The following is a 364-nucleotide window of genomic DNA, read 5'->3' as shown; positions in this document are numbered from 1 at the left end:
ATCTTCCTCTCTATCGGCTACGCGGCGTGTCACTGGTGTCACGTCATGGAAGAGGAGAGCTTCGAGAACGAGGAAATTGCCGAACAACTCAACGAACACTTCGTCCCGATAAAGGTCGACCGCGAGGAGCGACCGGACCTCGACTCCGTGTACATGAGCATCTGCCAGCAGGTCACCGGCGGCGGCGGGTGGCCGCTGTCGGCCTGGTTGACGCCGGAGGGCGAGCCGTTCTACGTTGGGACGTACTTCCCGCCAGAGGAAAAGCGCGGCCAGCCGGGCTTTGGCGACCTGCTCCAGCGCCTTTCGGACTCGTGGTCGGACCCCGAACAGCGTGAGGAGATGGAAAACCGTGCCCGGCAGTGGA

At 62.9% G+C, this 364-nt stretch carries 1 protein-coding gene; it reads left to right on the top strand.

Annotation, left to right across the window (positions count from 1 at the left end; genetic code table 11):
• The coding region (locus EXE41_RS18820; RefSeq protein ID WP_137691811.1) for a DUF255 domain-containing protein at positions 1-364 on the top strand (364 nt) is incomplete at both ends.

It is taken from the genome of Halorubrum sp. SD690R (assembly GCF_005435035.1).
GTDB classification, from domain to species: Archaea; Halobacteriota; Halobacteria; order Halobacteriales; family Haloferacaceae; genus Halorubrum; species Halorubrum ezzemoulense.
The sequence above is the reverse complement of the archived record's forward strand: the minus strand, read 5'-3'. Positions and strand labels throughout refer to the sequence as shown.